Annotated in this window: 22 protein-coding genes; 8 read left to right on the top strand and 14 right to left on the bottom strand. The window is 31.8% G+C overall.

Translation table 11 applies throughout. The annotated features are described in order from the left end of the window. Positions 1 to 2: 2 nt before the first annotated feature. Complete coding sequence (locus BMY96_RS02115) at positions 3 to 647, top strand: HD domain-containing protein (protein WP_245750520.1); 645 nt, start codon at positions 3 to 5, stop codon at positions 645 to 647. A gap of 249 nt (positions 648 to 896) precedes the next feature. On the opposite strand, the gene BMY96_RS02110 is transcribed toward BMY96_RS02115, so the two are convergent. After that, the gene (locus BMY96_RS02110) at positions 897 to 1,166 is read right to left on the bottom strand and encodes a hypothetical protein (RefSeq protein WP_092848445.1); all 270 of its coding nucleotides are present in this window, start codon (positions 1,164 to 1,166) and stop codon (positions 897 to 899) included. A gap of 92 nt (positions 1,167 to 1,258) precedes the next feature. Here BMY96_RS02110 and BMY96_RS02105 point away from each other — a divergent pair, with 92 nt between their 5' ends. Then, entirely contained in the window at positions 1,259 to 1,732 is a 474-nt protein-coding gene (locus BMY96_RS02105; RefSeq protein WP_092848442.1) for a DUF1569 domain-containing protein, read from the top strand. 105 nt (positions 1,733 to 1,837) lie between these two features. Here BMY96_RS02105 and BMY96_RS02100 read toward each other — a convergent pair whose 3' ends face one another. The 6 genes from BMY96_RS02100 to BMY96_RS02075 form a co-directional block, all read right to left on the bottom strand. Then, positions 1,838 to 2,845 (bottom strand): phytase, encoded by a 1,008-nt coding sequence (locus BMY96_RS02100; protein WP_092848440.1) that lies wholly within the window; start codon positions 2,843 to 2,845, stop codon positions 1,838 to 1,840. A gap of 3 nt (positions 2,846 to 2,848) precedes the next feature. Continuing rightward, positions 2,849 to 5,731, bottom strand: coding sequence for a TonB-dependent receptor (locus BMY96_RS02095; RefSeq protein ID WP_092848437.1), 2,883 nt, complete (start codon positions 5,729 to 5,731; stop codon positions 2,849 to 2,851). A 158-nt stretch (positions 5,732 to 5,889) separates the two neighbouring features. Next, the gene (locus tag BMY96_RS02090; protein ID WP_092848435.1) at positions 5,890 to 7,464 is read right to left on the bottom strand and encodes a tetratricopeptide repeat protein; all 1,575 of its coding nucleotides are present in this window, start codon (positions 7,462 to 7,464) and stop codon (positions 5,890 to 5,892) included. Positions 7,465 to 7,606: 142 nt separating this feature from the next. Beyond that, the gene (gene rpmA / locus BMY96_RS02085; RefSeq protein ID WP_092848433.1) at positions 7,607 to 7,867 is read right to left on the bottom strand and encodes a 50S ribosomal protein L27; all 261 of its coding nucleotides are present in this window, start codon (positions 7,865 to 7,867) and stop codon (positions 7,607 to 7,609) included. Positions 7,868 to 7,907: 40 nt separating this feature from the next. After that, the gene (gene rplU, locus BMY96_RS02080) at positions 7,908 to 8,564 is read right to left on the bottom strand and encodes a 50S ribosomal protein L21 (protein WP_092848431.1); all 657 of its coding nucleotides are present in this window, start codon (positions 8,562 to 8,564) and stop codon (positions 7,908 to 7,910) included. An 87-nt stretch (positions 8,565 to 8,651) separates the two neighbouring features. Beyond that, the gene (locus BMY96_RS02075; protein WP_092848429.1) at positions 8,652 to 9,095 is read right to left on the bottom strand and encodes a DUF4199 domain-containing protein; all 444 of its coding nucleotides are present in this window, start codon (positions 9,093 to 9,095) and stop codon (positions 8,652 to 8,654) included. Between the two features lie 185 nt (positions 9,096 to 9,280). On the opposite strand from BMY96_RS02075, the gene BMY96_RS02070 reads away from it, so the two are divergent. Continuing rightward, a complete protein-coding gene (locus tag BMY96_RS02070; RefSeq protein WP_092848425.1) occupies positions 9,281 to 9,832 on the top strand; it encodes a heavy-metal-associated domain-containing protein in 552 nt (183 codons plus the stop codon). A 57-nt stretch (positions 9,833 to 9,889) separates the two neighbouring features. Here BMY96_RS02070 and gldD read toward each other — a convergent pair whose 3' ends face one another. From gldD to mutY, 4 genes are all read right to left on the bottom strand, one after another. Next, entirely contained in the window at positions 9,890 to 10,495 is a 606-nt protein-coding gene (gene gldD, locus BMY96_RS02065) for a gliding motility lipoprotein GldD (RefSeq protein ID WP_092848780.1), read from the bottom strand. Between the two features lie 28 nt (positions 10,496 to 10,523). Then, positions 10,524 to 11,828, bottom strand: coding sequence for a gliding motility-associated protein GldE (locus BMY96_RS02060; RefSeq protein ID WP_092848423.1), 1,305 nt, complete (start codon positions 11,826 to 11,828; stop codon positions 10,524 to 10,526). A gap of 53 nt (positions 11,829 to 11,881) precedes the next feature. Continuing rightward, positions 11,882 to 12,331 (bottom strand): single-stranded DNA-binding protein, encoded by a 450-nt coding sequence (locus tag BMY96_RS02055; protein WP_092848420.1) that lies wholly within the window; start codon positions 12,329 to 12,331, stop codon positions 11,882 to 11,884. Between the two features lie 89 nt (positions 12,332 to 12,420). After that, positions 12,421 to 13,461: an A/G-specific adenine glycosylase gene (gene mutY / locus BMY96_RS02050; RefSeq protein WP_092848418.1), complete on the bottom strand. Its 1,041-nt coding sequence runs from the start codon at positions 13,459 to 13,461 to the stop codon at positions 12,421 to 12,423. A gap of 139 nt (positions 13,462 to 13,600) precedes the next feature. Here mutY and BMY96_RS02045 point away from each other — a divergent pair, with 139 nt between their 5' ends. The 4 genes from BMY96_RS02045 to BMY96_RS02030 all read left to right on the top strand — a co-directional run bounded on the left by BMY96_RS02045 (position 13,601) and on the right by BMY96_RS02030 (position 19,037). Continuing rightward, positions 13,601 to 13,891 carry an HU family DNA-binding protein gene (locus BMY96_RS02045; protein WP_055442767.1) on the top strand — a complete coding sequence of 97 codons (291 nt, stop codon included), beginning with the start codon at positions 13,601 to 13,603 and terminating at the stop codon, positions 13,889 to 13,891. 332 nt (positions 13,892 to 14,223) lie between these two features. Further along, on the top strand, positions 14,224 to 15,771 hold the full coding sequence (locus BMY96_RS02040; RefSeq protein ID WP_092848415.1) for an Rne/Rng family ribonuclease: 1,548 nt from the start codon (positions 14,224 to 14,226) through the stop codon (positions 15,769 to 15,771). Positions 15,772 to 16,002: 231 nt separating this feature from the next. Next, entirely contained in the window at positions 16,003 to 18,186 is a 2,184-nt protein-coding gene (locus BMY96_RS02035; RefSeq protein WP_175473493.1) for a TonB-dependent receptor, read from the top strand. Positions 18,187 to 18,197: 11 nt separating this feature from the next. After that, positions 18,198 to 19,037, top strand: a complete 840-nt coding sequence (locus BMY96_RS02030) for a DUF4249 family protein (protein WP_092848411.1) — start codon at positions 18,198 to 18,200, stop codon at positions 19,035 to 19,037. 70 nt (positions 19,038 to 19,107) lie between these two features. Here the strand turns inward: BMY96_RS02030 and BMY96_RS02025 are convergent, their stop codons facing one another. Next, positions 19,108 to 20,334, bottom strand: coding sequence for a hypothetical protein (locus tag BMY96_RS02025; RefSeq protein ID WP_092848408.1), 1,227 nt, complete (start codon positions 20,332 to 20,334; stop codon positions 19,108 to 19,110). 530 nt (positions 20,335 to 20,864) lie between these two features. Here BMY96_RS02025 and BMY96_RS02020 point away from each other — a divergent pair. After that, positions 20,865 to 22,484 carry an OmpA family protein gene (locus BMY96_RS02020; protein WP_092848406.1) on the top strand — a complete coding sequence of 540 codons (1,620 nt, stop codon included), beginning with the start codon at positions 20,865 to 20,867 and terminating at the stop codon, positions 22,482 to 22,484. A 96-nt stretch (positions 22,485 to 22,580) separates the two neighbouring features. On the opposite strand, the gene clpX is transcribed toward BMY96_RS02020, so the two are convergent. Together clpX and clpP are read right to left on the bottom strand one after the other, a co-directional pair. Further along, the gene (gene clpX, locus BMY96_RS02015; RefSeq protein WP_092848404.1) at positions 22,581 to 23,813 is read right to left on the bottom strand and encodes an ATP-dependent Clp protease ATP-binding subunit ClpX; all 1,233 of its coding nucleotides are present in this window, start codon (positions 23,811 to 23,813) and stop codon (positions 22,581 to 22,583) included. Positions 23,814 to 23,883: 70 nt separating this feature from the next. Further along, positions 23,884 to 24,558, bottom strand: coding sequence for an ATP-dependent Clp endopeptidase proteolytic subunit ClpP (gene clpP / locus BMY96_RS02010; protein ID WP_092848401.1), 675 nt, complete (start codon positions 24,556 to 24,558; stop codon positions 23,884 to 23,886). Between the last annotated feature and the right edge of the window lie 8 nt (positions 24,559 to 24,566).

Here is a 24,566-nt window from a genome sequence, read left to right as displayed (position 1 = left end):
TAATGGCATTTGATGTGAACAATACCCGAATTGAGATGATAAAAGAAAAGTTTTTGAATTTGATGAGAAAGTATTCGGATAATGAAAAGTACAATTTGGAATGCTGGAGTGAAATTGAGAAGCAATATACATCCAAATCCAGACACTATCATAATCTTGAGCATTTGGAAAATATGCTGATTGAACTAGAAAATGTTAAATCACAAATCAGGAATTTAGACACCCTTTTGTTCTCAATATATTATCATGATATTGTTTATAAAGCAACAAAAAGTGATAATGAGCACCAAAGTGCTATAGTATTTGAAAAAAGAATTAATAAAACATCATTTGATGGTATTATTGATTGTATAAATCAAATTGAAGCCACTAAAGAACATAAACACTCAACTGATAATGATACTAATATTCTCTTGGATCTAGATCTTTCGGTTTTAGGAAAAAGTACTGAAGAATATTTAAAGTATTCTAAAAACATAAGAAAGGAATATCGTGTTTATCCGGATTTCATGTATCGAAAAGGGAGGAAGAAAGCCTTAAAAAATATTATAGAATTAAACTCAATATTTAAAACTGATTATTTTATAAGTAAATATGAAAGTCAAGCTAAAGAAAATTTAAAATTCGAATTAGAACAATTAAGTTAATTATAATTTAAGCACTACTCAAAACCAAGAGTATTCTTTATTTCTTAGCGTTTTACTAACATCGCCCTTGGTGCTAATTTTTGCTTCACTCAGTTTCCAACTAACATGTAATACCTAAACGATAGGCTGCAAGTTTTCGCACCTCCTTCGTCGGGCTGTGGGCTTTTATTCATGCCTTATTAATTCATATTAATATATACATGAACATACATGTTTGTCAGCAATTCTTAACGCAAAAACAAAGCGTTATTAATCAACCATATCCTCTTCAAAATACCACCATAAACTAGAGTCTATCGATTTTTTCATCTTACTAATATCGGCATCATCTTTTAAAAATACAGTAATGTTTTCTCCAACACGATTTTGCCCAATACTTTCGGTAAGTTCAATTTCTTCTATTTCATTAAAGTGCTCTAAATGTTTTTTAATTTTAGCATCTAAAGATTCATCACTTAAATAAATCTTTATAGTTGACTTACTAGGCGAGTTTCTAATTTCAGATCTAAATGGTAGCATAATTATAGAATTAAAAATTAAACAATAGATAAATTGCGAATGCAACACTTTAAAGTTAAGGATTTTATTAATACTTTTAAAATAATTTTCTTATGGCAGATAAATCGATAAATAAATTAACAGCTCAGTTAGCAAAAATAGAAGGGCTTATACCTAAAAAGGACGTAAAAAATCCTTCGGTTTCCAAAGTTAGTATTGGTTGGCAAGTAGACCATGCTCTAAAAGTATTTAATGCGGTTAGCGAATGGACAGAAAACTCGAATCCTAACGAGTATCAATATAAATTTAACCTTATGCGTACTGTATTATTTCCGTTAGGTTATTTTCCTCGAGGTAAGGTTAAGGCGCCAAAAGCCGTTTTACCCCCAGAGATTATTAGTGCTGAAGATTTAATAAGCCAAATACAAATTGCAAAATCTCATATTGAAAAACTGGAAGTACTACCAAAAAACGCCTTTTACAAACATTTTATTTTTGGAAAGTTGCCTAAAAGAAAAACCCTTCGTTTTTTATATATGCATACCAACCATCATTTAAAAATTGTAAACGATATTTTAAATAAATAAAGATTTTCAATACTAAGGTGTAGTCATGCTTTAGTTATGGCTATAATTAAAAAAGCTCTTTCTGTAAAAAGAAAGAGCTTCAACAACAATTAACCTCAAAAAAAATTAATCTAGTTCTAGTAGTGCTAAATCATGAAAAAAGAAATTCTTTTCATCGTTCATAGAAACAAATAAACCGTTAGGGAACTTATTACCTAAAGCTGCAGTTGTAACATCGCAACCATCGGTTTCAATAGTGCCTAAATTAAGTTCTTTTATAAATGCATTGGTTTTTAAATCGAAAATATTAAAACTGTGAGCTTGTTGGTTAGATACTATTAAAAAGCCTTTGTCTTTATATTTTGCTATAGCAATACCTTCAATATCATCTGTAAAGTATTCGCTGCCAAAACAGCTTAACTCTTCGTTGCCCATACTTGGTTCGGCATAATATTTTCGAATGCAATGGCCTTCATCAGAATAATACACAATCCCATTTTCGTTATCGACCGCTATGGCTTCAATTTCTTTTTTACCGCTAAAGTTTCCAAACTTTCTTACCAAATTGGCGTGCACACCTAAGCTATCTGTAACCAATTCATATTGATATAAATATCCTGTTTTTGGCCCCGATTTTCTGCCAACAATGGCATATACAGTTTCGGTTTTAGCCGATTTATATAGCGCGATGCCCATGGGTGCATTGTGTTCTAGTTCTGTTGCATCGGTAAAAACTTTAAAACCACCGCCATCTAAAGGTTTCATGTCTGGTACAGAAAACACACGAATTTGCTGCAGTTCTCGTTCGGTAAACGCAATAATATCGGTTTGTGTAGAATCGTTTAGTTTAAAACCGTATTCTAAGTCGACATTATTTGGGCGTTGTATGTTTGTTATACTTTTTTCATGGATAATTTCCCCATCTAAATTAAAAGCATAAACCCCACCGTTAGTTTTTTTATCGGTACCAAAAACAATACTTTTTGACGCATCTTTAGGGTTTATCCAAATTGCGGGATCGTCTGTGTCGTTTGGTGTTTTTTCTGTAATAACCGTAGGTTTAATAACTGGTAACTGTTTTTTACAAGATCCCAAAAGGGCTATTAAACTAAACGTATATAATAATTTTTTCATTTTTTATTTTTTAAATAAATCGTATTTTAAACCTATAGTAAAACGTTGGCCGTAGAACTCACTTTGCATGGTACGGCTACTTACACCTTGGTAAAAACGTAATGGTTGGTTAGTAATATTGTTTAAACTTGTATAAGCGCTTAAACCGTTACCAAAGGTATAGTTAGCATTAAAGTCTAAGAAAAATTGTTTGTCGTAGTAACGATCTTCAAAGGCATTTCCTCCAATTTCATCAATATAAGAGTCCGAGAAGTTACTTGAAAGGCGAACGCTAAGCTTTTTATTTGCATATGCTAATGAGGCATTAAACATATTTGGAGCTGTGTTTGGTAAGCCCAAATCGTCGCGTTCGTCGCCATCTTCGTTTCTAATACCATTAGCGTTAGAAGTAAGGTGCGTGTAGTTTAAATAAATACTTAAATCTTTAGCAAAACCAGGTAAGAAATCTAGTTTTCTTTGGAAAGCAAACTCGAAGCCTAAAACGGAAGCATCATCGCCGTTTAAAGGCTGGTAAACTTCGTAACCAGTAGTGTCATCGCCATAAGTGTTATCGGTTGTTTCGGTTTGATAGGTGTAAATAAAGTCGTTTATTTTTTTATAAAATACACCTCCAGATAAGATACCTACAGATTTAAAATAGTGTTCTGCCATAACATCAAAATTCATAGATGTTGTTGGATCTAAATCTGGGTTACCAAGTACAATTTCGCTGTCTTCATTAATTATTTCTGCTCTAGGAATTAGATCTGCGTAGTTTGGACGCGCTAAGGTATTGGTCCAAGCAAAACGAAAAACGGTATTATCGTTTAAATCATATTTAAAATGTAAGCCCGGTAAAATGTTAACGTAAGAGTTTGTTTCTTTAACAGCTTCAACAATAATGTCTTCATCAATGCCCGCATCTTCATCTTCTTCAATAAAGGTTAATCTGTAACCTTCAGAATCTAAATTGGTACTTTCAATTCTAACCCCAGCTAAAACACTTAATTTATCTGTTAATTGTTGATTAGTCATTACGTAACCCGCATAAACATTTTCGTTAACATCAAAATTTCCGCTTTGGTACTCATCTACTAAATCTTCACCTTCAAATAGTGTAGCGTCTGTAAAATTTAAACTTCCAAGAAATTCTGGAGTAACAAAAGAGCCTATTGCATATTGTTGTCCTGCTAAAAAATCTGGGTCCGTATAATTTCTAGTAGGAAGAGTTCCTAGTAAATCGAAGGCTGCATCTTCAGGAGAATATTCGGTAAAATCATTATCTCTGTTTTTGTTTTTAAAACGCCCACGAACACCAAATTTTAAAAAGCCATCGCTGCTATTAAATAAGTTTAATGGTAATTTAAAGTTTACAAATACATTTACATCGTTTTCTTCGGTGTATTGGTTTTCTTCGGTTAGTTCATCAAACTCAAAATTGTTATATGCGGCATCATCTGCGTTAACTGGAGTGTATAGCGGATATTTTGGGTCGTTGTTATAATTTATGTTATACTCGCTTTCGTGAACTAAATATCGCTCGTTTAAGCGCTCCTCTGAGGCTTTTGCATAGGAGGTCATCCAATCTATTTGTAAGTTTTTAATTAAATGGTTTCCGCCTAAACTAAAGTTTAGCATACGTTGGTCTTCTAAACGCGTATTTTTGTTTCGGTTATTATCAATTCCAGCTTTTGTTTCGCGTTTTGCTTCAACTGGAAACATAGTTAAGTTTCCGTTTCCATCAACCGTAAAATCGCCTGCTTCAATATCTTCACCATCTAAAATTTCGTGTTCTAGAACAAAACGGTTTTCGCGATCGTCTCTCCAGTTGTAAATGGATTTAAAATAGATGCTGTTGTTGTCGTTAAATTTATAATCGAAATTGGCTGAAAAACTTCTACGAATTCGTTGTACTAAATATTGTCTTATTTCGAATACGTTTGTATACGGGTTAACATCAATTTCCTCCAGGTTATCTTCGTCGCCATTATTAAACTCAAACTCGTCGGTCCATTCGGCTTCAAAATTATCGCTTCCAAAATCGTTATCGTTTATGGATGTGGATACTAGCCATCCAAATTTTCCGTTGTCGCTTCTATCTCCTAATAAAAACGATCCGTTTAAAATTCGTTTTCCTGTAATAGAATTTACCCCAGAACCTGCGGTTGCAGATAACCTGAATCCTTGAGGAGATGTGCGAGTAATTAAATTTACAGAACCACCAAGCGCATCGGCATCCATATCTGGAGTAACGGCCTTGTTAACTTCTACGGTTTGAATCATATCCGATGGAATTAAGTCCATTTGCACTTCTCTATTATCGCCTTCGGCAGAAGGAATTCGGCTTCCGTTTAAGGTAACCGAGTTTAGTTGAGGTGCTAAACCTCTAATAATAATGTTTCTTGCTTCACCTTGATCTACTTTCATGGTAATACCTGGAATACGCTTAACGGCATCTCCAATATTTGCATCTGGAAATTTGCCTATTTGATCGGTAGAAACAATGTTTGTAATGTTGGTTTTATTTTTTTGCGTATTTAATGCTCTAGCTTGACTACCAATAGAGTAGGCTGTAAGTTCAACGGCATCTAATTCTGTGTTTTCGGCAGATAAGTGGATGTTTACCGATACCGTTTTACCTGCAGTTATTGTAATGGTTTCATTATAATCAGCATAGCCTATATACTCGATTAGTAAGTTGTAGTTGCCCTCTGGAATATCTACTAAAGTAAATTTACCATCAAAATTAGAAACGGCACCTTTTTTAAGCTCTGAAATGACCACTGTTGCTCCTGGTACAGTAATACCATTACTATCTGTTATAACACCTTGTACATTTCCGCTTTGCGAAAAGACATAAGAGGTTATTAACATGGTTAAAAATGTTATAAAATGTAATTTTCTCATGTTGTTGTTTAATTTTTGTTTACTACAAAACTATATTTACAACATTGTTTTTATTTAAAATTGATGTTAATAAACTGTGGTTTAGGAATGAAATTAGCCTATAAACGATAGCAACATTAACAGTGAGATAATATTGTGTTGATGTTTTGTTAAAATAATTAAATGTTTAAAATATAGTATTGTAGGTCTTCTTTTGAAGATAGCGGAAGCTTTTTGCGCATTCTATATCGAGCTATACGAACACTGTCTGGAGTTATGTTTAATATTGAAGCTATGGCTTTTGATGATAAGTTTAAACGAAGCAGCATACATAAACGTATTTCAGAAGATGTTAACTCCTCTTGAACTTGTTTTTTTAAGTTTTTTAAAAAACTAGGATTTATTTGACTAAAATATGTCATGAGTTCTGTCCATTCGTTTTCTTTTTTTAACTCGGAATTAATAAGTTTTACAGTATCTTTAAGCGTGTTTTTAACCATTTCTGGGTTTCTGTCTTTTAAATTAAGGAGTGTTCTAGAAATATCTGCAAGCAGTTTGTTTTTATGTGCCAAGTTTAAGCTGTAATTTGTTAATGAAGAAATTTTAATGTCAATTTCTCTTTTTAGTGAAGCTTTTTCGGTAGTTTTAATATCTAAATCTGCTTGTAATAATTGTTGCTTGTATGTTAATAGCTGTTGCTCTTGCTTTTTTTGTTTTCTTAAATGAATTAAGCCAATAATAAACACTAAAATTATGGTTAAGGATGTAAATATAATGGCTATTTGTTGCGTTTTATTTATTTGGTTTTGTTTATTTAGAATAGCTACTTGAGCTTCTTTTTCTTTTACATTATAAAGTACTTCCATTGCACTTACTAGTTGTGTGTTTTGTTGCTTAAGTTGCTCTTCATTAACTAAGTTTTGTTTGTTTAAGTATTGGTATGCTGCCTTGTAATTTTTTAGTTTAGCATAAGTTCTAGCTAAATCTCTAAGGGCACTTTCTTCCTGTTTCTTATTTTTTTGGTTTTTTGCGAGAGTTAAAGCTTTTTCTGTTAATTTAAGCGCTTGGTTATATTGTTTTTGTTTTCTGTAAATATCAGCGAGGTTGTTAATTATGTTAATTTTTAGGTTTGAAGTTTCAGTGGGCTCAAAATCATAAGCTTTTTCAAAATAATTTAGAGCCAGATCGTAAAGTTCTAAATCTTCATAAATACTCCCAATGTTTTCATTTGTTAGTGCAATTCCTGTACTATCGTTTAAAGTTTTAAATATTTGTAAACTTTTTCTTTGGTTGTATATGGCGGTATTGTATTCTTTTTGCTTTTCGTAAACGCTACCCAAAATTGCGTATGCACTAGCTAAACCTTTTTTATATTTTATTAGTCGTGCTAATGGTATGTTAGCATTGCAGTAGTTTAACGCTTTGGTATACTTGTTTAATTTTAGGTGTATGGCAGCAATTTGATTATTTGCATAGACGGACAACGTGTCTTTTTTAGTGTGGATGTCTTTTGCTAGATGGTAGTTTTTTATAGCTTCACTATCTATCCCTAGATACTTGTAAAGGTCTGCTAATAATATATATTGCTTAGTTATTGCTAGCGTATCGTTTGTGCTTTTAGCTAGGTTTATGGCTGTATTTATGCTATTTATTTTGTTAATTATCTTACCTTGGTCTGTACTTACTTGTTTGTATAAGGGGTTGAGGCTAATAGCCCAAAATACTAGTGGTATTAGTTGTTTTAAAATTAGCATAATAAGGTAGGGTATAAATTACCAAATTAAGAGAGCAAACTTTACATGAACATGGTTTTAATATTAATTTTTTATTAATAAAAACAAAAGCCCTTTCTGTTTTACAGAAAGGGCTTTTAAAAATTTAAAAGAAAATTATTTCTTAAGCATCAAAAGGCTCAATAGAAACATAAGATTTGTTATCTTTTTTCTTTGTAAACTTTACAATACCATCAACATATGCATGTAAAGTATGATCTTTTCCTTGGTATACATTTTCACCTGGGTGATGTGTATTACCACGTTGTCTTAATATAATGTTTCCAGCAATGGCAGCTTGTCCACCAAAAATCTTAACGCCTAAACGTTTCGATTCTGATTCTCTACCATTCTTAGAACTACCTACTCCTTTTTTGTGAGCCATTGTCTTAAGTTTTTATATTGTTATACTTAAGTGGTTGCTATTAAGCTTTACCACCATCTAATTCGTCTTGCCATTTTTTAAGCTCATCCCACTTACCATCGGCAGCTAATTGAGCTTGTGCTGGCCATGTATCTGTAACGTGATTTCCACGTACACCTGCAATAATCTCAGAAATTTTAGCGGCATCAGTTTTTGCTAATTCAGCAAAAGTTGAAATTCCAGCTTCAATTAAAGTTGTTGCAATTTTTGGACCAATACCTTCAACTTTTTTCAAATCGTCAGCTTTTCCTGTTGCTTTTTTAGCAGCTTTAGGAGCAGCAGCTTTCGCTTCTACTTTTGGTTCAGCTTTTTTAGTTTCTTTTTTTGGAGCTGCTTTTTTAGCACCAGAAGACACTATTGATTCAATTACGATTTCAGTTAAAGATTGTCTGTGTCCGTTTTTTACACGGTAACCTTTACGTCTTTTCTTCTTGAATACTATTACTTTATCACCTTTAAGGTGCTTTAAGACTTTTGCACTAACTTGTGCTCCATCTATAGCTGGGGCGCCTACAGTTACATTGTCACCATCGCCTAAAAGAAGTACATTGTCGAAAGACACTGCTTTACCTTCTTCTGTTGCTAAACGGTTAACAAAAACTCTTTGGTCTTTTTCAACTTTAAATTGATGCCCTGCTATCTCTACAATTGCGTACATAGCGTAACGTTTTTATTAATTAATTTTGTTCAAAAATGAGTGCAAATATACTGCTAATTAATTAATCTACAAACGTTATCGTTAAATTTAAGTCATATTTCTGCTTTTTTTAAAAAGTTGCATAACTGTAAGTGAAGCAACTACCGTAGTAGCTAGCCCCATAACTGCAACAACAAAGGTGATCATGCCCATATCGAGGTTAAAATTACCGTTAAATTTTTTAATTAATTCCGATAAAAATGTTGGGTCTACTTCTGTGGTGTAGAATAAAAAGAATATGGTGAATGCTAAGGTTGCAATAAAACCCGTTATAACACCTGTTTTAAAACCTTCGCCATACGAGAATTTTTCGGGGTTTTCTATTTTTGAAATGCGTATAGCTTCGTAAATACCAAAGCCAGTAATTATGGCATTTACAAAACTAAAGGCAGGATTTGTATGTTTATCAACTAGCGATAATACCAAGAAATAAGCTATCAATACGGCACTTGTAACTAAACCGAAACGAATGGGAAGCGATAAATTTTTCATATTTTAAAAGTATTGATTCTCTTAAATTTCGGCATTTTTTTTGAAATATTATAATTATTGGATTAATTTTTAAGGAATTAGCAAGTTTTAAAGTATAATTTGTTTTATTATTACTTGTTTTTATAAAGGGCTTAAACTCAATATTTAGTAAATTTGCAGGAGTAATAATAAAATATAAAACCGAAATGAATTCAATAAAACTAATTTTAACACTCGCACTAGTTGCTATCTTTGCTAGTAGCTGTAAAAACGATAAAAGTCCTGAAGTAAAAACTGTTGAGGTTGAAAATGCGGTGGCTAAAAATTTAGATCCTAATGCCACTTATGCTAAAGCAGAATTTACTATAGATGGTATGACGTGCCAAATAGGGTGCGCTGCGACTATACAAAAGAAAATTTCAAAGATGGATGGGGTGAAATCTGCAACGGTTTCTTTTGATAAAAAATTGGCCATGGTAGAATATGATGAAGCCAAGGTAACTCCAAAATCTTTGGAAGATGCCGTAGTTAATGTTGCCGATGTTTATAAGGTAAGTAACATGAAAACGGTTAGTGATTTCTCTAAGGAAAAAGCTTGTGCTGCCGATTGTAAAAAAGCGTGTTGTGCAGATAAAGACAAAAAAACTTGCGAACCAGGTTGCGAGAAAGCGTGTTGTAAGGCAGGTTTAAAAGACGCCGAAAAAATGGCTTGTAAGCCAGATTGTAAAGAAGCATGTTGCGTTAAAAAGGCAGCGTAATTTATTTTTTTTACAAATACATAATTAAAAAAAAGGTTTCCGTGTAGGAAGCCTTTTTTATTTCCAGCTTATGGTTTCCATAATGTGTTTAATGTCCTTTTGCAAATAATTGGCTGCCGGTAAAATGGAGTCGTAGTTGGGTTTGGCATAAAAATATAGCGATCCTGTTAGGAAATGATTTATACTGTCTGTTACATAAAACTGTGCTGGCGATGCCACATTACCTTTAACTTCAGATAGCATACCGTACACCTTTCTTTGTTTATCTTCAAACGGATAGGCAGGAATTTCGTCTGCTTTTTTAGTGTGCTCTAAGGTAAATTTTTGAGCGTCTCTTAAAAAGGCTTGCAAATTATTTTTGTCTTGATTAATAGCCTTGTAAGTTAAAAAGATAGTGCCCTTTAAAGTTGGGTACTCTAAATTAACGCCATAGCTTTTGGTTGGGGATTTTAACTCTTCTAACGCCACTTTAGTTGCAAGTAAATTTTTTTCAAAAGTAAAAGGCAAATTTAAATGCGCATCCACATATTTAGCTTTTGGATAGTCTAAGCGTAACTCGGCTTTTGGTTTTGGTACAAAATCTTCACCACATGCTGTTAGTACCAAAACAAAAGATAAAATAAGACGTTTAAGTATGTAGTAAGTTTTTGTTTTTACATTCATGAAGTTTTCGGTCTCAATATTAACGTGGTTACAGAATGGTAAATTTAACAAGTTTAATGCGTTTTTTGTCCATGGCCTCAATAGTAAAAACGTAATTTTCAAAATTTATTTTACTATTCAGTTTAGGGAAACTCTTAGATATTTCTAAAACAAAGCCTGCAACGGTTTCTGCTTCACCTTTATTGGCTTCAAAAACAGTATCGTCTTCAATCCTAATAATTTTATATAAATCTTTTAAAGCTGTTTTGCCTTCAAAAACATAATTATTGTCGTCTAATTTAGAGTACATTAAGTCTTCGTCGTCAAACTCATCACTTATGTCTCCAACAATTTCTTCAATAATATCTTCCAACGAAATTAGCCCAGATGTACCACCATATTCATCAACAACAACCGCCAAGTGTACTTTTTTCTCTTGAAATTCGGCCATTAAATCGTCTAATTTTTTGTTTTCTGGCACGAAAAAAGGTTCTCTTAAAAGTGTGGTCCAATCAAACTGTTTTCTATCTAAGTACGGTAATAAATCTTTTACATAAAGGATCCCTTCAATGGTATCAATATTTTCTCGATATACGGGAATTCTAGAATAACCATTTTCAATTATATCTGGCATAATATCTAAATATTTATGCTCGATATTTAAAGCAAAAATATCAATTCTTGGGCGCATAACCTGCTTAGTGTCGGTGTTTCCAAAGGATACAATGCCTTGAAGAATTTTTTGTTCTTCTTTTGTGGTGTCTTCTTCGCTGGTAAGCTCTAGTGCTTGGGATAGTTGGTCGACACTTAAATTAGATTTTTGCTTACCTAGTTTATTATGAATACCTAATGTAACACTGCGCATAGGTAAACTTATAGGCGATAAAAGAACATCAAGTACTTTTAAAGGATATGCCATAAAGGTGGCAAATTTTAGGTTATTTCTGCTAGCATAAATTTTAGGTAATATTTCGCCAAACAGTAAAATTAAAAAGGTAATAACTACAACCTCTAAGATAAATTTAATAGTAGGATTGCTAATGTTACCAAACATAAAGTCGCCTAAAAAAGCAAATAAAATAACAATGGCAATATTAATAAAGTTGTTAGCAACCAAAATGGTGGCAAGCAGTTTTTTAGGGCGCTCCAAAAGTTGCGACAGTATTTCAATACGCTTAGATTTTTGTTCTAAACCGCTTTCAATATCGCTTCTGTTTAACGAAAAAAGAGCAACTTCTGCTCCAGAAATAAGAGCAGAGCATAGTAAAAGTAGCACTAATAATGCAAATCCAAAAACAATCGAAACATCAATTGCCATAATTAGTAGTATAAAACTCGCGGGGTCAGGATCCAATTACAACTGGTTTAGTTAAACATAGTACACTCGATAAGTTATCGAGAAAATTATTAAAATGGAAGATCGTCATTATCTTCTTCTATTGGTTCGCTATTTGCTTTTGGTGCTGCCGGTGGCGCAGATTTTTGTTCGGTAGGCGCACTGCTATTGTTTTCACTATCTTTTTTGGTGGAAAGAAATGTAAAATCATTACATTGAATTTCGGTAGAATATCGATCGTTTCCTTTCTCGTCGGTCCATTTTCTGGTTTTTAACCTGCCTTCAATATAAACTTTATCGCCTTTGCTTAAGTACTTTTCGCAAATTTCGGCACCTTTATTTCTAACTACTATATTATGCCACTCGGTATTTGTTATACGCTCATTAGTTTGTTTGCTTACATAGGTTTCGCTAGTAGCAATAGGGAATCGCCCTATGCAACCACCACCTTCAAAATAATGCATTTTCACATCATCTCCCAAATTTCCAATAAGCATAACTTTATTTAACGAACCTGCCATAATTTATAGTTTAAGTACTTGCAAAATTACTGAATTGCTTTGCATTTATTTAAAATTAATAAAAAAATATGATTGTTAAAGCAAAACATCTAAAAATTGAAGCTTTCAATAAAATTACCTATTAATATAGGAACGGCAAATTCTCTTATTTTTGAGGTGGGTATGCCTTCAATAGGAAGCTTTTCAATATTAATAATCCAGAATTTTGTGTGTAAATGTTGGTGTGATAATTTGTGTATTAACGACTCCTTATTATATAAGGACATTTTAAACGCGTTATCTTTTAATAAGTCATGATGCAATACGAGCTCTTTAAACGCTTTTTCGGTCAATTCATTGTCGGTTTCAATTAAAGGAAACTGGTATAGGTTTTGCCAAATGCCTTTGCCTTTGCGCTTTTGTATAATAGTTTTTTCATCTTCAGAAATAAAAACTAAAAAATTGAAATACTTTTTTTTCGCTTTCGCGGATTTAATTTTTACTGGTAAATCGCCTATTTTATTTTTTTTTAGTGCTAAGCAGCTAGCATTAAAAGGGCAGATGCTACAGTCTGGGTTTTTAGGTTTGCATTGTGTGGCACCAAACTCCATAATAGCTTGGTTAAACTCGGCGGGTTGCTTTGCATCAATTAATTTTTGAGCTAAAGTTTTAAATTCTTTGGCGCCTTTTGATGAATTTATGGGGGTGTCTATATTAAAGTACCTTGATAGTACTCGGTAAACGTTGCCATCAACAACCGCAGTAACTTCGTTAAAGCAAATAGATGCAATGGCGCTTGCTGTGTAGTCGCCTACACCTTTTAATTTTAATATGTCCTTATAGTTATTAGGAAAAACGCCATTAAGCTCGTTTGCTACATATTTTGCAGAGGTGTGTAAATTCCGTGCCCTAGAATAATAACCCAAACCTTGCCATAATTTTAAAACATCGCTTTCATTGGCATTTGCTAAGTCGAAAACAGACGGAAATTTGCTAACAAAAGCTTCATAATAAGGTAAACCTTGTATAACTTGTGTTTGTTGTAAAATAATTTCTGATAGCCAAATGTAATAAGGGTTGTTGGTTTCGCGCCAAGGTAATTTACGTTTATTTATTGAGTACCAATGTGTTATGGTTTTTGAAAATATCATAAAATCGTTTAATCGAGGAAACAAAAATAAACGTTTATAATATTAAATTTTAGTCAATTAGGTTTGAAATATTGAATATTAAATGCATATATTTGCATCCCTTTTAGAATTATTAGTAACAAAAAAATAATATATTAAAATGACGAAGGCTGATTTAGTAGCAAAAATTTCTGAGAAGTTAGGAATTGAAAAAGGAGATGTTCAAGCAACAGTTGAAACATTTATGGAAGAGGTAAAAACTTCTTTAGAAGGCGGAGACAATGTTTATTTAAGAGGTTTTGGTAGCTTTATTATTAAAACTAGAGCTGAAAAAACAGGTAGAAACATTTCTAAAAATACAACTATAAAAATACCTGCTCATAATATACCTGCATTTAAGCCTGCAAAAGTATTTGTTGAAGGCGTTAAAACAAATGTAGACGTTAAATAAAGTAACAAAGTGCTGAAGATGTTCAGTAATAAAACGAATTATTAATTTAAAAATACACTATTTATGCCAAGTGGTAAAAAACGTAAAAGACATAAGGTAGCGACGCACAAACGTAAGAAACGTAGACGCGCTAACCGTCACAAGAAGAAAAAATAAATCAAAAAAGTAGTTAGATTAGCTACTTTTTTTGGTTTAAAAAAACAAACAAGTTCATTGAAATGAGTTCAATAATTTTTTAACGCCTTTTGGTGTTGTTTGAACTCCACGGATTAAAATCCTGTGAAAAAATAATGTTTAATCCATCCCGATTTATCGGGACAAAAATTAACTAAATGGATAAAGAATTGATCATTCGATCTAGTTCTGACGATGTTGATTTTGCCTTATTAAAAGATGGAAAACTTATTGAATTACAGAAAGATGAAGATAGTAACGACTTTGCTGTTGGTGATGTGTTTATAGCCAAAATCAGAAAAGCCGTTCCTGGACTAAATGCCGCATTTGTTAATGTGGGTTACGAGAAAGATGCATTTTTGCACTATCACGATTTAGGGCCAAAACTACCTTCGCTTTTAAAATTCACAAAACGTGTAAGCACAGGTAAACTAAAAGAATTTTCTTTAAAAAATTTCCCATTTGAAAAAGATATTGATAAAGACGGTAAAATTACCGACGCATTAAAATCTAATCAATCGCTATTAGTACAAATAGTAAAAGAACCTATATCTACAAAAGGCCCTAGAATAAGCTCAGAGCTTTCTATTGCTGGTAGATATATTGTTTTAGTACCTTTTTCGACACGCATATCTATTTCTCAAAAAATAGAAGATCGCGAAGAAAAAGATCGCTTAAAACGCTTGGTAAAGAGTATTACTCCTCAAGGTTTTGGCGTTATTGTACGTACGGTAGCACAAGGCAAAAAAGTAGCAGAGCTAGATAAAGATTTACAAAATTTGCTTAGTCGTTGGACGGCAATGTGTAAAAAGCTACACAAAGCGCATCATCCTACAAAAGTATTAGGAGAAATGAATAAAGCCTCGTCAATTTTACGAGATATATTCAATGATACCTTTACAGGAATAACTGTAGATGATGAAACGCTGTATTATCAAATTAAAGATTACGTGCAGGAAATTGCACCAGAGAAAGAATCAATAGTTAAATTGTATCAGTCCAAAAATCCAATTTTTGAGAAATTTGGAATAGAAAGACAAATTAAAACCTCGTTTGGAAAAACTGTATCTATGGCAAAAGGTGCGTATTTGGTTATCGAACATACCGAAGCACTGCATGTTATAGACGTAAACAGTGGAAACCGATCAAACAAAGCAAATAATCAAGAGGATACAGCATTAGAAGTCAATTTAATAGCTGCTACCGAAATGGCTCGTCAATTACGATTACGTGATATGGGAGGTATTATAGTGGTAGATTTTATAGACCTGACCAATGCAGAAAATAGGCAAAAGCTTTTTAACCATCTTCGTGATGAGATGAAAGATGATAGGGCTAAACACAAAATATTGCCTCCAAGTAAATTTGGGTTGATACAAATTACAAGACAGCGTGTTCGTCCGGAAATGAACATTAAAACTCGCGAGGAAAATCCTGATGAGATTATTAATGGTTCCGAAGTAGAGGCACCAATAGGTTTGATTGAAAAAATTAATCAAGACCTAGAAAGACTAATTAAAAAAGACTATAAAAGATTGACCTTAAACACACACCCTTTTATAGCAGCCTTTTTAACAAAAGGTATTCCATCTGTGCGAACTAAATGGTTTTTAGAGCACAAAAAATGGGTTAAAATTTTACCAAGAGATGCTTACACATACTTAGAATATCACTTTTTTGATAAAGATGGTAATCAAATTAAATAACTAAAAAAACCTGCTACCTTATTTGGTTAGCAGGTTTTTTGTGTTTATAGGCCTTTTTTTGTAAACAACTTAGAAAGTTAATACAATTATTGTGTTTATTTTCGTAAAAAAATAATTCAAAATATTTTATTCTCTTTTTTTAGGATGTACCCACTTAAGTATATAATACCAATTGTTTTTATCTTTATTTGTTTTAATAAGACTTTTAGTCAAAATATTATAAAAGCAAAAGTGTTTGATTTTGTAAAAAACAAACCTATTACAGACGTTTCAATACAAATAAAGGGAACAAATAAAGGAACATATTCTAAAAACGATGGTACGTTCTCGTTACTTAAAATAAAAAATAGAGATATACTCGTTTTATCTAAAATAGGCTATAAAACTACATTTGTAGATATAAATACCATTGGAAACATTATCTATTTAGAACAACAGATTAATGAGTTATCTTTGGTTACTCTTAGAAGTTTTTCTAGTAGTCAACTAAAAAACACGGTGCCAGATCAAATCTATTATTCAAAAAGAGATATTCAACGACAGCCATTTATATTAGGTGAAAAGGATGTAATTAAACTTTTACAATATACTCCTGGTGTACAACAAGCAACCGAAGGGCAGTCGGGGCTTATCGTTAGAGGAGGCAACGGTAGTATGAATTTAACTTTGTTAGATAACATTTATATACATAATACTGCGCATTTAGGTGGTTTGTTTTCGGCGATAAACTCAGATTTTGTTGAATCTTTGGAGTTTTCTAAGGCTGGTTTTGATGCTAGTTATGGTGGTAGATTATCTTCAGTAACTAATATAAAAACTTTGAAAATTCCAGATAGTACAAGTTTTAGTGGTAGTTTAGGTTTACTATCAGCTAAATTAACTGGAAACATTAAGGTTAATGAAAAACATAATTTATTACTATCCGGAAGAAGAACTTATTTTGAGATTTTTAAACCATTTATAAAAGACAAGGATGCTATATTAGGAAAAGATAGTAATTATTATTTATATGATATTTTAGTAAAACACACCTATAAATTATCTAATAAAAACCAAGTAGAAACTATGCTTTACATAACTAAAGATGATTTTTACGATAAAACTAAGGGGAGGGATAGACAATTACAATGGGGAAATTTTTTAATAGGAACGACTTATAGCCACAAGTTTAATAAAACGTTAAGCTCCGAAACAACACTGAGTAATAGTTTTTATGAGTTTTCAATAGGAACCGATGATGTGGTTTATGATTATCAAGCTCGTAATACAGTTAATGTACTAGGAATAAAGCATCATTTTGTATGGGCTTTACCAAACTATGTTTTAAAGATTGGAGCTCAATATAATACAAATACAATTCTTCCAAAACGAGTTCTAGCTAGTATAAACAACTCTCCTATAGAGATTTTAAATCAAGACACTTTTAAATATTCTGATTTTAGTTTATTTGCAGATATTGAACAAACCATTTCTAAAAGTGTTAAACTTAAAACAGGGTTAAGGTTTACCAGATTTAAAAACCAGTCCAATGCCTTAGTAGGTAAAAATATATTTTCTAGTTTAGAACCTAGATTAAGTGTTAAATATCAATTTAATGACCAGCAAGCATTTAAATTTAGCTACCAAAGGCTAAGGCAATTTATACACCAAGCCTCAATTAGCTCCTTTAGTTTACCTGCTGATTTTTTTGTTATTAGTACTAAAACTGTAAAACCTCAAACAGTAAATCAAGTTAGTTTAGGCTACGTTTACGAGGTAAATGGGTTGCAATTTAATAGTGCTACGTTTTTTAAAAATGTTTCGAATTATAGTGAATTTGAAAATGGTTCAATAAATAATTTATTTTCAAATAATATTTACGATGATATTTTGGTGGGGCACTTTAATGCGTATGGTTTAGAGTTAAGTGCAAGTAAAAAAATAAATAAATTAACAGCACAAGGGGCTATTACATTATCAAAAACAATAGCTAAGTTTAAAGATATAAATCAAGGGCAATATTTTCCAACAAATTTTGATAGGCCAATTAATATAAACACTATAGTAAATTATAAATTAAATAATAGGTTAGAGTTTGGTGGACTATTTTTATATACTAGCGGTCAAAACTATACAAGGCCTAGGGACATAAGAATAATAAATGAAAGACCTATTATTAATTTCGAAGCCAAAAATACATCTCGTTTTCCTAGTTACCATCGTTTAGACTTGTCGTGTACATACGCTTTTAAACCTAAAGGAAATTGGAGTTCGAAATTAAATTTAACATTATATAATATTTACAATAATAAAAACCCATTTCAAATAACTTTCTCTACCGATGGAAGTTCTGATGACGCCTTTGTTGAAATTATTGAAGATCGAGATAATTTATTTCCTTTTTTACCAACATTAAATTGGTTATTCTCTTTTTAAACTAAATTACGATGAGAAAAATAATTATTATAGTTTTATTATTAGTAAGTTGTGTAAGAAACCAGGAAGTTGTCTTATCGTCAGATCAATTAACTGTTGAAGGTGTTATTTCTGAAAATAATTTCGCAGAAATTTACTTAACCAATAGTTTGGCTTTTTCTGGTGTTATTGATTCCTTAGAAGTAGCTAAATCTATAGAGGCTAAAGCAAAAGTAGAACTCTTTGATGGGGAAACATCTGAAATATTAACGTTAAAAAAAGACAATTCGAGGTTTCCTTTTCTTTCTTACAAAAGCAACACCATACAGGGAGATCCTAATAGAGTATACAGTTTGATTATAACTATAAGAAACATGCAGTTTACGTCTAAAACAACTATACCTTCAAAGCCTGAGATACTAGAAGTTAACTTTGTAGAATCTTTAGAAGATGGAGTGATTAACCCTAATTTTAAAGATATTGAATTAGTAATAGATAACAAAACAATAGAAAGTAGATATTTTAAAGTTTTAATTAAAAACGAAGAAGAAGATAAATTTAATCTTGCAGGACCATTTATATTCAATACCGAAAACATTTCTACAAAAACATTTCCGTTAATTGTTACTTACGTTGATTTTGAAAATCATGTAAAAATAAATCAACTAGAGGTTAATAAAGTATTTGAGTTAAAGCTTATTGCTATAACTAAAGAACAGTTCGAATTTTGGAAATCTGTTAAGGGAGATAAGTCAACTTTTATAGAAAATTCTTCCTTTACAAATGAGGTTAAAACAAATATTAGTAATGGTGCCTTTGGGTATTGGTCTGGCGAAAATGTAACTTCTGTTAAGTTTAAAATTCCAAAATAATAAAGGTTACTAAAATTTTAATTTTAGTAACCTTTATTCCTTTTAGATTAGTAGTGTTTAAGTCTAATATTTAATTGAGATCTTCAAAAAGCTTTTCGTAAGCTTCAAAAACTGTGTCAAATTTGTCTTCTAACTCAGTAAAAGATCCATCAATATATGTGTCAAAATCACTAGATGTACCATCTTCAAATAAGAATTTTACATTTACAATATCTTCACTAACCTCAACTTCTTCGTAGTTTTCTGTGCTAGAGTTGTAAACAAAATCGGTATATGTACTTTGGTCTTTATAAAATAAACTTTTAGCTATCGATTTATTGTTAATGCTTAACTCGCTATTAACGTTAGAATTTAATAAATCGATTTGCTCATCAATGGTTAAGTCGCTATCGGCATCAAAATTATCATCAACGGCGCTAGTAACAAATTTAGCATCTAAAAATTGGAAAGTTACGGTTGCATTATCTAGAGCCTCGTCGATTTCTGCATCTTCATCACTAAAATCACCATTAACATTACTGTTAAATCCAAAAATAACACAATCATCAATTTTTAAATTAATAGTTTGGGTTAAGGATTTATCGTTAGCATTATTTAAAGCTGTTGAAAATGTAAAATCTCCTAAGGTTGTTTCATTATTAATATTATTAGGAACTAAACCATTACTTTCAAAAGAACCAGAGTAGCTTTGTGTAAAAACAATAGTGTTATTAATTTTTAAGTTTGCTTTAGCTAAAGTAGGTACTTCTTCTAGATCGATATCACTAGTTTCTTGTGTTACAAAATCTGTAACGCTAAAAACAGCAACTTTGCCATTGTAGTTAATGTTATAAATCAAGTCATCACTATCTCCAGTTTTATCAAATTCTTCAGTGTCCGAATTCCATAGGTAAATACCCTTTTCTTCTTCAAAATCATTGGCAAGAGGTGTATCTTTTATTAGTAAAACAGATTGTTTTGCATTAAATATTACTGGGTCTTGGCTTTCTGTTTGTAATGCAGCAACATTGTTTATAGTACCTAATACTTTTTTCGTAAAGCCAGCAGGTTTACTAGAGTTGGTTGTAGATAAGAATTCAGCTAATTCAACAATTTCGTTTAACGCATCATTACTTTCAAAGGCTTCAATCTTATCTAGTAATTTAATACTGTTATCTTCTAACTGCTCTTTTCCTTCTTCTACACTTAAGTTTCCAGATATATTGTTATCGTTAGTATCTTCGTTGTCGTTGCTGTCACACGAATAACTAAGGACAATAATTAAAGAGGATAGAAGTAATTTAATTGGTTTTTTCATTATAAATTGTTTTGGTTTGTAGCCAAATATACACTTTTTGTCTTAATAGAGTTATATTTACTTTGTTTAGTGGTGTATAAAAAAAGAATTAGCAATAAATACTTTCTTTAGTATAATTATTTATAAAAATTATTAAAAATAATTTTCAATTCTATTTATTCTCGTACAATACGTTTAATTTTTCTTATATAGGTAGGACCAATAAAGTGTGTTTTATCACTTGGAAAGTACTTTCGTTACTCATCATTTTACTAGAAAAGGTAGGAGCATAAACATTAGGCCTAATACCTTACAAGAAACTACGATAATAAGTGCTTTAGGCCTATAGTAATTTTTTTAAATAAAATACAACTTCTATCCGGTACATTGACTGTTATTTAATTGCTTATTAATTTTATTTGGTCTTATTTCGTTACATTTTGTTATAAAACAGGTTGTTAACGAATTTAATTACCTTTTAATCAAATAAATTTATTAATCTTTTAATTCTATATTACTTTTAAAATTCATTAATCCTAAACCCTCTCATAATGAAAACTAAACTTTGTTTTTTCATTGTTCTGACTTGTAATTTTATTATTGCTCAAGGACCCAACGGCTCCATAGATTTTAATAGTTCGCCTTATAGTACCAAAATATTACCCTCCTATATCAGAGCAAAACCATCAATAATAAGCGGCAATGGTTTTAATTTCGAGTTACTAGATGCAGGTGTAAGCACACGATACGCCGAAATTGGTTCAGGGTTTTTTAGAAACAAGTTAATTATGGTGTCCTCTAAAAAAATAGGAGGACTAGCTAAAATTGATCCTAATACACATGAGGCTTTCAAGGAGTTATTTTGTTTGGATATCGATAGAAATGGATCTTTAAGTTCGCCTTTATTGTTTAGTCGAATTATAAATACTAATGATAGTGAAGACCAATTAACCTTTTCTCCAAACGAAAAAACCGTATATTACACTAGAAGTAGTAAAGAGAATTCGCTTGAATTTAAACTATACAAAGCAGAGTTGGAAGAAGACTCTCATGGTAATTGGATAAATAACCAACTTTTAAGTGTTAACGAGGCTAATGTGTCTATAGAAACTCCTTTTGTTAATAGCACAGGCGATAAGTTATATTTTTCGGCAAATTACCCAGACGCCATTGGAGGGTTCGATTTATATGTATCAACTATTAACGCCGATGGTACTTTAGGAGAACCAAAAAATTTAGGAAATACCATTAATACTACTGCTAACGAAAAATACCCATCATTGTCACCAGACAATAAATACTTATATTTTGCCTCTACTGGGCACGAAAATATTGGAGGTTACGACCTGTTTGTAAGTAAAAATTCTAAAAATGAATTTCAAGTACCACGTAATATGGGGAATACCATAAATACAGTATACGATGAAATAGCTTATTTTTTAGCTGCTAGAAATAAAGCCTATGTATCTTCAAACAGGCCAAATGGTAAAGGTGGTTTTGATATTTATACAGCAACAAACAATGAAATTGTACAGTCTATTAAAGGAGAAGTTTTAGATTTAGAAACGCAAATTAAATTACCAAATACAATAGTAATTTTGAAAGATGATGAAGGAAATGAAATTGCAAAAACTATTACAGCCGAAGATGCTACATTTAGTTTTAATGTGTCTCCATTTGAAACCTATAGGATATCAACACAGAAAGAAGGGTTTAAAGCTGCTACAGTTAACTTTTTTGCCAATAGCGGGAGCGAAACCACTTACAAAAAGGATATAGAATTACATACTACCGAGCCCGTAATAGCTAAAGTGGAAAACGAAATGCGCATTGTGCTTGAAAACATCTACTTTAACTTTAATAAATGGCATGTAAAAGAAGAATCGTTTATCACTTTAAATAAAGTGGTTAAGGTTTTAAAAGCAAATCCAGATATGAAATTAGCGGTTAACGCACATACCGATAATAAAGGTAGAGAATCGTACAACTTGAGCTTGTCTAACAAGCGTGCTGCATCTGCGGTTAATTATTTAATTACAAATGGCATTTCTAAAGCGCGTTTAGTGTCTAAAGGATATGGAGAGTCTAAACCATTGGTAGATTGTAAAACTAGCTGTTCTGAAAGCGATTTACAAACCAACAGACGTGTAGAGTTTGTTATAGTTGAATAATAGGAATTACAGTATAAAAAAAACCACGCTATTGGCGTGGTTTTTTGTTTTAAACTTTTTGTTAACCTTGTAAGAAGAATAATAAAATAGTATAATTTATGAAACTGCTTTTAGTTTCTTTAAGGTTGTTTTAGTAAGCTTTTCTTCGGCGTAAGCCTTAGTTACGTTTAATTTCTTTTCGTTGCTGCTTGGTAATTCAAACATGGCATCGGTTAAAATTTCTTCGCAAAGCGAACGTAATCCTCTGGCTCCTAATTTATACTCTATAGCTTTACCAACTATAAATCCTAAGGCACCATCAGATATAGAGAATTCTATTTCATCCATTTCAAACAACTTTTTGTATTGTTTTATAATGGCGTTTTTAGGCTCTGTTAAAATAGCTCTTAGTGTATCGGCATCCAACGGATCCATGTATGTTAGTACAGGTAAACGTCCAATAATTTCTGGTATTAAACCAAAATCTTTTAAATCTTTTGGTATAATATATTGTAGTAAATGTTCTTGATCTACAACTTCATCAGACATTGAAGCACTATAACCAACTGCTTGCATGTTTAAACGCTTAGAAATTACACGATCAATACCATCAAAAGCACCACCAGCAATAAATAAAATGTTTTCTGTATTTACTTCTATAAATTTTTGATCTGGATGTTTACGTCCTCCTTTTGGCGGCACATTTACAACGGTGCCTTCTAAAAGTTTTAATAAGGCTTGTTGTACACCTTCACCAGATACATCGCGTGTAATTGATGGGTTATCGCTTTTACGAGCAATTTTATCAATCTCGTCAATAAACACAATGCCTTTTTCGGCTTTTTCTAAGTTGTAATCTGCGGCTTGTAATAAACGTGTTAAGATGCTTTCTACATCTTCACCAACATAACCTGCTTCGGTTAAAACAGTAGCATCAACGATAGCTAATGGTACGTTTAACATTTTAGCAATGGTTTTTGCCATTAAGGTTTTTCCGGTACCAGTTTGCCCAACCATAATGATATTACTTTTTTGTATTTCAATATCATCTTTTGAAGGTGGTTGTAGTAAACGTTTGTAATGATTATATACGGCAACAGACATTACTTTTTTAGTAGCGCCTTGGCCTATAATATACTCATCAAGGAAATTTTTAATTTGTTGAGGCTTACGTAATTTTAATTCTGCAGATAAATCGCTGCTATCACTTTGTTTAGACTCTTCTATTACAATACCATGCGCTTGCTCAATACATCTGTCGCAGATGTGAGCATCTAAGCCTGCTATTAACAAGTTAGTTTCAGGTTTTTTACGACCGCAAAACGAACATTCTAATTCTTCCTTTGCCATTAATCTTATTATTTTTTGGAGCGAAAGGTTATAAATACCTCTCTAACAATTCTTTAAAATTACAAATAATTTATTTGCGAGCCAAAATTTCGTCAATCATACCGTATTCTTTCGCTTTATCAGACTTCATCCAGTAGTCTCTATCACTATCTGCATATACTTTGTCGTAATCCTGCCCCGAATGCTTACTTATAATTTTATACAGTTCTTCTTTAAGAATTAAAATCTCGCGAGCTGTAATTTCAATATCACTAGCTTGCCCTTGCGCACCACCTAATGGTTGGTGTATCATAACTCTAGAGTGTGTTAAACCACTACGTTTTCCTTTAGCACCCGCACATAATAAAACGGCTCCCATTGAAGCTGCCATTCCTGTACAAATAGTGGCTACGTCTGGTTTAATAAATTGCATCGTATCATAAATACCTAAACCTGCATAAACGCTACCTCCTGGAGAGTTAATGTAAATTTGAATATCCTTGTTAGCATCTGTACTTTCTAAAAATAAAAGCTGCGCTTGAACAATGTTGGCAACCTGATCGTTAATTCCGGTACCAAGAAAAATAATTCTATCCATCATTAAACGAGAAAATACATCAAAAACGGCAATATTCATTTGGCGTTCTTCTATAATGTTAGGTGTTAAGTTAGTAGGGTACATACTACTAATAATCTTGTTGTAATATGTGCTGCTAATACCTTGATCTTTTATCGCGAATTTTTCGAATTCTTTAGCGTAATCCATAATCTTTT

The sequence above is a fragment of the Algibacter pectinivorans genome, from assembly GCF_900112595.1.
GTDB classification, from domain to species: domain Bacteria; phylum Bacteroidota; class Bacteroidia; order Flavobacteriales; family Flavobacteriaceae; genus Algibacter_B; species Algibacter_B pectinivorans.
This window is presented reverse-complemented; position numbering and strand designations above follow the sequence as displayed.